Consider the following 7,858-nt stretch of genomic DNA (forward strand, 5'->3'; position numbering starts at 1 on the left):
CGATACCGTCATAACCTATTTCTCCTATACTCTCGGCGCCAACATGGAGAACCTGCTGGTCGTCGGCAGGAACACGGCGAAGCTCACCGGCAACGCGCTTGCGAACACCCTGACGGGCACCGAAAACGCGAACACGCTCGACGGCGCGGCCGGCAACGACGTCCTGGTGGGTCTCGGCGGCGATGACAGCTACCACGTCAGCGACGCGGACCAGGTCATCGAGGCCGCCGGCGGCGGCACCGACACCGTCTACGTCGCTGCGAACTACACCCTCACTGCAGAGGTGGAGAACCTGGTCGCGACAGGCGTTTCGCTGGTCTTGAACGGCAACGCGTCCAACAACGCGATTCGCGGTTCGGACGGTGCGGATCGGCTCGACGGCTTGGGCGGCGCCGACGTGATGAGCGGCGGCAACGGCGACGACATCTATTTCGTGAATCAAGCCGGCGATCAGATCGTCGAAACAGCATCCGGCGGCGCGAACGACAGCATCTACAGTGCCGTCAGCTTTGCGCTCCCAGCCCATGCCGAGAAGCTGTTCGGCCTTGGGACCGCCCATATCGACCTGACCGGCTCGCAATTCGCGGACGCAATTACGGGCAATGCCGGCAACAACAAGATCAAGGGCGGGTTGGGCAAAGACACGCTGGTCGGCGACAAGGGCAAGGACACCTTCATCTTCGACACGCGCCTGAACAAGACGACCAATCTCGACAAGATCGTCGATTTCAACGTCAAGGACGACACGATCTGGCTCGACAACAAGTACCTGACGAAGCTGGGCAAGGGCACTCCCACCAAGCCCGTCAAGCTCGACAAGAAAGCGTTCTGGATCGGCGCCCGCGCCCATGATGCGGACGATCGTGTCATCTACGACAACAAGAAGGGCATCCTCTACTACGATGCCGACGGCAGCGGTCGCGGCAAAGCCGTCGAGATCGCGACCGTCTCCAAGAAACTCAAGATGACGGCAGCGGATTTCTTCGTCGTCTGATGTTGCACTGCAAGGGCCGGCCGAACGGCCGCGCCCTTGTTCCTCCAAAGTCATGCGCCTGCGTCGGGAGAGCTACGCCGAGAAGGCTTGCCTCCTCCAGGAGCCACTTCTGCTATTTTGATCGCTGCTTGCATCTCGTCAGAGGCAGGAGCACGCATGACGTACGAGCTTTATTATTGGCCGGGCATCCAAGGGCGCGGCGAGTTCATCCGCCTCGCTCTCGAAGAAGCCGGAGCGGATTATGTGGATGTGGGACGCGGATCCGAATCGAAAGGTCTCGGTGTTCCCGCCTTGATGAAATTTCTGGAGGGGGACGTCACGCGTCCACCTTTTGCGCCACCCTTTCTGAAGGATGGCGACGTGTTGGTCGGGCAGACGGCCGCCATCCTGCTTTATCTGGCGCCCAAGATCGGCCTTTCGCCGAAGAGCGAGCCTGATCGCCTCTGGGCGCACCAGATTCAATTGACGATCGCGGATCTGGTGGCGGAGGCGCACGACACGCACCATCCCATTTCAAGCGAGCTTTATTACGAGGATCAGAAGAAGGAGGCGTCGCGGCGCGCCGCCGATTTCCGCACGAATCGCATTCCGAAATTCCTCGGCTGGTTCGAGACGATCCTGGCGCGCAACCCCGATGGCGACCGCCATCTGGTGGGCAATACGCTCACCTATGTCGATCTCTCCCTGTTCCAGGTGGTCGAGGGTCTCACCTACGCGTTTCCGCGTGCGATGACCCGCGTTCTGCCGGATACGCCGCGCGTCAAGGCGCTCCACCAGGCCGTGTCCGAGCGGCCGCGGATCAAGCCCTACCTTGCCAGCAAGCGGCATCTGCCGCGCAACGACGAGGGGATTTTCCGACGCTATTGCGAACTCGACGGCTGACGTGCGCCTCAAACGCCGATGAGTTCGGCGCGTCCATCGTGAAGTTTGAAGAACCCATCCTGCGGCGCGGGCAGCGTCAGCATCTCTTCTTTGCTGAGGCCGAGATACGCGCCGCGGATCAGTCGGCCGAGCAAGCCATGCGAGACGGCGACGACGGGGCCGGTGAGATCTGACAGCCACGACGTGATCCGGGCATACGCGGCATCGAAGCTTTCGCCGTCGGGCGCGCGAAAATACCAGTCGAAACGATCCGCACCGCGCAGGGCGTCGGGATCGTCGCGTTCGATGTCGCGGCGCGAGCGTCCGTCCCAGGAGCCGAGCGAGATCTCCGCCAGACGTGGCTCGTCGACCCGCTGCAGCGTGACATGTCGCGCGATGGCGTCGGCGGTGGCGCGGGTGCGCCCGAGCGGGCTGACATGGGCCGCGATCGGCATCCGGTCGGCACCGATTTCCTGCGCCAACAGCCAGCCCACCAGCACGGCTTGCGCCTCACCGCTCTCGGTCAGAGGCGAGTCCAGAAGCCCCTGATAGCGCGCGACCGCATTCCATTCGGTTTCGCCGTGGCGAACGAGATAGATCATGATCCGTGACAATCCTTCACCCGCAGAGCGGCCCACGCGCCATCTCTAGGCGGCAAAGAGGTCGGAGGGAAGATCTTTGCGAGGCGGCAAAAGATTACGCCGCGAGGCGGCGAAGGCTCAGGCCGCGAGGCGGCGAAGGCTCAGGCCGCGAGGCGGCCCATGGCCTCGTTGAGGCACTCCACGGCCACAACCTCGCCGGCGCGGGCGATCAGACTGCAGCCTTYCGGCACCTCGCGCCAGCCTTTGGCCTTGTCGTCGATCGGCTCGGAGACCACGAGCAGGTCGCTGCCGCTCTCGCGGAAATAGAGAGTCGGCGGGTTGGCGTCGCACGACCATCGATAGGCGAAAAGACTTTCGCCGTCCGTGTAGACTGCGGTGAACTTGAAGGGCTCGGTCGCGCCGGTTTCGTCCATCAGACCGCGCACGGTCTTCAGGGTCCGCGCCATGGCAGCGACCGGCTCGGTGCTCAGCCCGTTCGCCAGCGCCAGGAGAAAAATCGCCTCCGAATCGGTGGTGCCGAGGCGAGTATCGTAGAGCTCATCCGGAATCATCGCCTCGAGGCGGCGCTTGATGCGGCTGTATCCGCCGATCTGGCCGTTATGCATGAACAGGTGGCGATCATGCGCGAAGGGGTGACAGTTGGCTCGCGTCGTCGACGTGCCGGTCGAGGCGCGCACATGCGCGAAAAACAGGCCGGACCTGACTTGGTCGCACAAGCTGCGGAGATTCTCGTCGGACCACGCCGGCCTGACCTCGCGATAAAGACCCGGTTCCGGCCGCTCGCCATACCAGCCGATGCCGAAACCGTCTCCGTTCGTGCCGGTCTTGGCTTCGACCGCGTGGAGCGACTGGTGCACGAGGGAATGGCTCGGCGCACACACCAGCTCGGACAGGAAAATCGGATCGCCCCGGTAGGCAAGAAAGCGGCACATCGGACTTATCGGACCCCAAGGCGCTTCGAGCGCCGTGCGTTATGTTGTTTATAATGTTTCCGTTGCGCTGAACAGCCGGTTAATGCGCGTTGGATTGCGGGCCTCGCCGAGTTCTTCTAAACCTGTGGCAAAGGGGCGCCGGGCGAAACCGGCGGGAGGGGCTCACCGTGCTGTTTCGCGCGCTTTCGATCGCCGTCATTCTTGCCGTCGTGCCTGAAGTGGCGGGCGCTGCCGCCCTCGACGGCGCCCGACTCGGTGGCGCTTGGGCCCTGCCGTTCGTCGGCATCCTTTTGTCGATCGCGCTGTTTCCCTTGTTCGCCGGGCATTTTTGGGAGCACCACCAGGGCAAGATCGCTGCCTTCTGGAGTCTGCTCGTCCTGATCCCGATAGCCTTCGCCGAGGGCCTGACGGCCACGTCGCATGTGCTCGCTCATACGGCACTGCTCGAGTACGTCCCCTTCATCCTGCTTCTGCTCGCGCTGTTCACGGTGGCCGGCGGCATCGTCATTCGCGGCAACATTCATGGCGCGCCCGCGTCGAACACGCTCATGCTCGCCATCGGCACGCTGCTCGCCAGCGTCATCGGCACCACTGGCGCATCGATGGTGATGATCCGCCCCGTGCTGCGCGCCAACGACGATCGCCGGCACAACGCTCACGTCGTCGTGTTCTTCATTTTCCTGGTGTCGAATATCGGCGGCTCGCTCACCCCGCTCGGCGATCCGCCGCTCTTCCTCGGCTTCCTGCGCGGCGTCGATTTTTTCTGGACGACCACGCATCTCGTTCCGCACACATTGACCGCCAGCGGCATCGTTCTCGTTGCCTTCTTCCTGCTCGATTGCATCGTCTACAAACGCGAAGGGCGCACGCGTCCAGATCCGAGCCCGGACAACCCGGTCCACATTGCCGGCGGCATCAACTTCGTTCTCATCGCCATGATCATCGGCGCAATGCTGATGAGCGCCACCATCGATCTCGGTCGCTTCACGTTTCTCGGCGCCCAGATCGAAGGGGCGAACGCGCTTCGCGACGTCATCATGATCGCCGTGACAATCGCATCGCTCGCGCTCACGCCGAAAGCCAGCCGGAGTGAGAACGGCTTCTCCTGGGGGCCGATCAAGGAAGTGGCGAAGCTCTTCGCCGGCATCTTCATCACCATCATTCCGGTACTCGCCATGCTGAAGGCGGGCAGCGCCGGGGTTTTCGCGCCGCTCGTCGCCTTGGTGACGAACGCCGACGGCAGTGCCGACAACGCTGCGTATTTCTGGCTTACGGGCGCGCTGTCTTCGTTCCTCGACAATGCGCCAACCTATCTCGTCTTCTTCGAACTCGCAGGTGGCGATGCGCAGGACTTGATGAACCAGGGCGCCCAGACGCTCGCGGCGATCTCGGCGGGCGCCGTGTTCATGGGCGCCAATTCGTATATCGGCAACGCACCGAATTTCATGGTCTATGCCATCGCGCGCGAAGGCGGCGTCACGATGCCGAGCTTCTTCGGTTATCTCCTGTGGTCGGGTGCCGTCCTGATCCCGACCTTCCTCGTGCTGACCGTTCTGTTTTTCTAGAGCGCGATCGGCAACGCAGCATGTACGGAGCCTAAGCGTTAAGCCGATCCACGACGTCGGCGGCAAGCGACAGGCTCGATGTGAGGCCCGGACTCTCGATTCCGTACATCTGCACGAGTCCAGAAAGCCCGTGCTCGGCCGGGCCATCGATGATGAAATCGCCGGCCGGCTCGCCCGGTCCGGTCAGTTTCGGACGAATGCCGCAATAATCGGGGACGAGCGCGTGATCCGGAAGCCCTGGCCAATAGCGACGGATCGCGGCGTAAAACCCGTCGGCGCGAAGCGGATCGACCGTATAATCTTCGCTGTCGATCCATTCGACGTCCGGACCGAAGCGCATGCGGCCGGATAAATCGAAGGTGACATGCGTGCCGAGCCCGCCATCCACCGGAGCCGGATAGATCAGATGGGTGAAGGCAGGCTTCCCGAGGCACCCGAAATAATTGCCCTTGGCCATGATCAAACGCGGCACCCGCGCCGCCGCCAAGCCTTCCGTCGCGAGCGCCAAACGCTGTGCACCGAGGCCCGCAGCATTGACGACCGCGTCAACGACGATCTCGGCCGCATCGGCCTCCTGCATGCGCACACGCCATCCGACTCCCGCCGGGGCAAGGCTCGCGATCGTCGTGTTGAAGGCGATCATGCCGCCCGCATCCTCGAAATCACCTTGCAGCGCCAACATCAAGGCGTGGCTGTCGATGATCCCGGTCTCGGCCGACAGGACCGCGCCGGTGCAGGAGACATTTGGTTCGAGCGCATGCGCTTCAGCGCCGGTGAGAACCGACAATCCTTCGACGCCGTTGGCGGTGCCTTGTGAAAAAATGGTCTCGATCTTCGCTTGTTCTCGCTCATTTGTTGCGACGATGAGCTTGCCACAGCGGCGATGCGGCACGCCGTGACTCTCGCAATATGCATAGAGCATGCGCCGACCCGCGATGCAGTGCCGCGCGCGCAGCGAACCGGTCGGATAGTACATCCCCCCGTGGATGACTTCGCTGTTGCGCGACGAAACGCCGTTGCCGATCCCGCTCGTCGCTTCGGCAACGATGACCGCATGACCCCGCATCGCCAAGGCTCGCGCGACAGCCAATCCGACGACGCCCGCTCCGACGACCAGGACCTCCATCAGACGTGTGGATCCGGTGACGAGGGTTGGGCGATGACGGCGGCGGCGAGCAAGATCAAGGCGAGAAGCGACGCCACGATTGCAGTCGAAATCGAGGCGTTCCCGCAACCTTCCGCTCGCGCCAACGCGGTGAGGTGGTCGGGCATGACGTTGACGCCGATGGCGCGCACACCCTGGACCGTCGCCACGAGGCCCGCGATCAACGCGATGCCGCGCAGGCGTGGCACCCTCGTCGCGGTGAGAATGGCAAGAGCGATCAAGCCGATGGAAAGCGGCGTCAGCAACGCATCACCCACGTGATACCAGAGCGGTGCGTGCATCAGCCGATCGAACGCGGCCTCTCCGAGAATCTTGTCGCACACTTCAGCCGAGGCGGAGGTCGTCGCTAAACACCACAGCGCGAGCGTTAGCGGCACGGACCGTCCAACCACGATCGCGTTCCTCATCGAGGCTCACCGACACTCGGTGGCCATAGCGTTTGCGCATCGACCTGGTCGACTCGCTGCAATCGTCCCTTGTGATCGAACGTCAGCACGTTTCCTTCGGACCCTAAACCGTCGACCGAGAGGCTTCCTTGGACCAATAGTTTCGTTCGGCGACAGGTCAGAGGTCTTTCCGTCGCGTACTCGATACTGCTGACCACTCTTCCCGTCGGGTTCATCACAATGATGCGGTTGTATCCCCTTGGTGTGGCAGCTCCGGGGATGATCTCTCGAAGATCGATGACTGCCATCGGCCCAGATCGCGTTTCCAGCGCACATACATAGCTGAGATGCGCGACCTTCCGGGTCGAAGCGACAGCACCCTGTCGCTTGAGATGATCGAGCAAGCGGCCCTGATCGTGCTTCAGGGCCAAGGGCAGTGGCCCGGCATGCGCATGGCAACTCGCACCGAGCATCGCCACGATAGCCCATGAACAGGACCGACCCTTGAGCCCTCCGACGAACCACTTACCAATGCCGCCCGCTCTCGTCACTCAAGCGGCAATCGACATTTGCGGTGCAGCCGCACGGACATCTGCGTCCACATGGGCTTCGAAGCGCTTGAAGTTCTCGTTGAACATGTCGACGAGACGTTTCGCCGTCTGCGCGAAGGCCGCCTTATCCTGCCATGTCTTGACGGGATAGAGAATGTGCGGCTCGACGCCCGGTACCGATGTGGGCACGGCGAATCCGAAATAAGGATCGCGGCGGAAATCGGCGCGGGACAACGACCCGTCGAGGGCCGCGGTCAAGAGACGGCGCGTGACACGGATCGGCATGCGGCGGCCGGTGCCGTATTTGCCACCTGTCCAGCCCGTGTTGACGAGCCAGCAATCCACGGAATGCTTGCCAATGAGATCGCGCAGCAGATTGCCGTAGACGGACGGATGGCGCGGCATGAACGGCGCACCGAAGCAGGTCGAAAACGTGGCTTCCGGATCGCTCACGCCCTTTTCCGTTCCGGCGACTTTCGCCGTGTAGCCGGAGAGGAAGTGATACATGGCCTCGGCGGGCGTCAGCTTCGCGATGGGCGGCAGAACACCGAATGCATCGCACGTGAGCATGACGATGTTTTTCGGAATTCCGGCGCGTCCCGTGGTGCTCGCATTGGGAATGAAGTCGAGCGGATAGGCACAACGGGTATTTTCCGTCCGCGACGCGTCGTCGAAATTCGGAATGCGCGTGATCGGATCGACCGTCACGTTTTCGAGCACGGTGCCGAAGCGCTCGGTGGTGGCGAAGATCTCGGGCTCCGCCTCGCGTGACAGGCGGATCGTCTTTGCATAACAACCGCCC

Annotated in this window: 8 protein-coding genes; 3 read left to right on the forward strand and 5 right to left on the reverse strand. The window is 62.9% G+C overall.

All coding sequences use genetic code 11. From position 1 onward, the window contains the following. Together AC1DT3_RS07850 and AC1DT3_RS07855 are read left to right on the forward strand one after the other, a co-directional pair. A partial coding sequence (locus AC1DT3_RS07850) for a calcium-binding protein (protein ID WP_477464694.1) occupies positions 1 to 994 on the forward strand: 994 nt, incomplete at its 5' end. 156 nt (positions 995 to 1,150) lie between these two features. Continuing rightward, a complete protein-coding gene (locus AC1DT3_RS07855) occupies positions 1,151 to 1,876 on the forward strand; it encodes a glutathione S-transferase (protein WP_477464695.1) in 726 nt (241 codons plus the stop codon). Positions 1,877 to 1,884: 8 nt separating this feature from the next. Here the strand turns inward: AC1DT3_RS07855 and AC1DT3_RS07860 are convergent, their stop codons facing one another. Together AC1DT3_RS07860 and AC1DT3_RS07865 are read right to left on the reverse strand one after the other, a co-directional pair. Beyond that, complete coding sequence (locus AC1DT3_RS07860; protein WP_477464696.1) at positions 1,885 to 2,457, reverse strand: histidine phosphatase family protein; 573 nt, start codon at positions 2,455 to 2,457, stop codon at positions 1,885 to 1,887. A gap of 140 nt (positions 2,458 to 2,597) precedes the next feature. Continuing rightward, a complete protein-coding gene (locus AC1DT3_RS07865) occupies positions 2,598 to 3,389 on the reverse strand; it encodes a class II glutamine amidotransferase (protein WP_477464697.1) in 792 nt (263 codons plus the stop codon). A 167-nt stretch (positions 3,390 to 3,556) separates the two neighbouring features. Between AC1DT3_RS07865 and AC1DT3_RS07870 the strand changes: the two genes are divergently transcribed. Further along, entirely contained in the window at positions 3,557 to 4,954 is a 1,398-nt protein-coding gene (locus AC1DT3_RS07870) for a sodium:proton antiporter (protein ID WP_477464698.1), read from the forward strand. 31 nt (positions 4,955 to 4,985) lie between these two features. On the opposite strand, the gene AC1DT3_RS07875 is transcribed toward AC1DT3_RS07870, so the two are convergent. From AC1DT3_RS07875 to AC1DT3_RS07885, 3 genes are all read right to left on the reverse strand, one after another. Then, entirely contained in the window at positions 4,986 to 6,080 is a 1,095-nt protein-coding gene (locus AC1DT3_RS07875) for an NAD(P)/FAD-dependent oxidoreductase (protein ID WP_477464699.1), read from the reverse strand. Continuing rightward, the gene (locus tag AC1DT3_RS07880) at positions 6,080 to 6,511 is read right to left on the reverse strand and encodes a hypothetical protein (protein ID WP_477464700.1); all 432 of its coding nucleotides are present in this window, start codon (positions 6,509 to 6,511) and stop codon (positions 6,080 to 6,082) included. The genes AC1DT3_RS07875 and AC1DT3_RS07880 overlap by 1 nt, the downstream gene beginning before the upstream one ends. A 545-nt stretch (positions 6,512 to 7,056) precedes the next feature. Further along, the coding region (locus AC1DT3_RS07885; protein ID WP_477464701.1) for a phosphoenolpyruvate carboxykinase (ATP) at positions 7,057 to 7,858 on the reverse strand (802 nt) is incomplete at its 5' end.

Source organism: Microvirga sp. P4_G7 (genome assembly GCF_056401005.1).

Excerpts from the sequence above, each read along its gene's own strand:
- AC1DT3_RS07855 (WP_477464695.1), top strand. The coding sequence starts at position 1,151 with ATGACGTACGAGCTTTATTATTGGCCGGGCATCCAAGGGCGCGGCGAG.
- AC1DT3_RS07860 (WP_477464696.1), bottom strand. The coding sequence starts at position 2,457 with ATGATCTATCTCGTTCGCCACGGCGAAACCGAATGGAATGCGGTCGCG.
- AC1DT3_RS07875 (WP_477464699.1), bottom strand. The coding sequence starts at position 6,080 with ATGGAGGTCCTGGTCGTCGGAGCGGGCGTCGTCGGATTGGCTGTCGCG.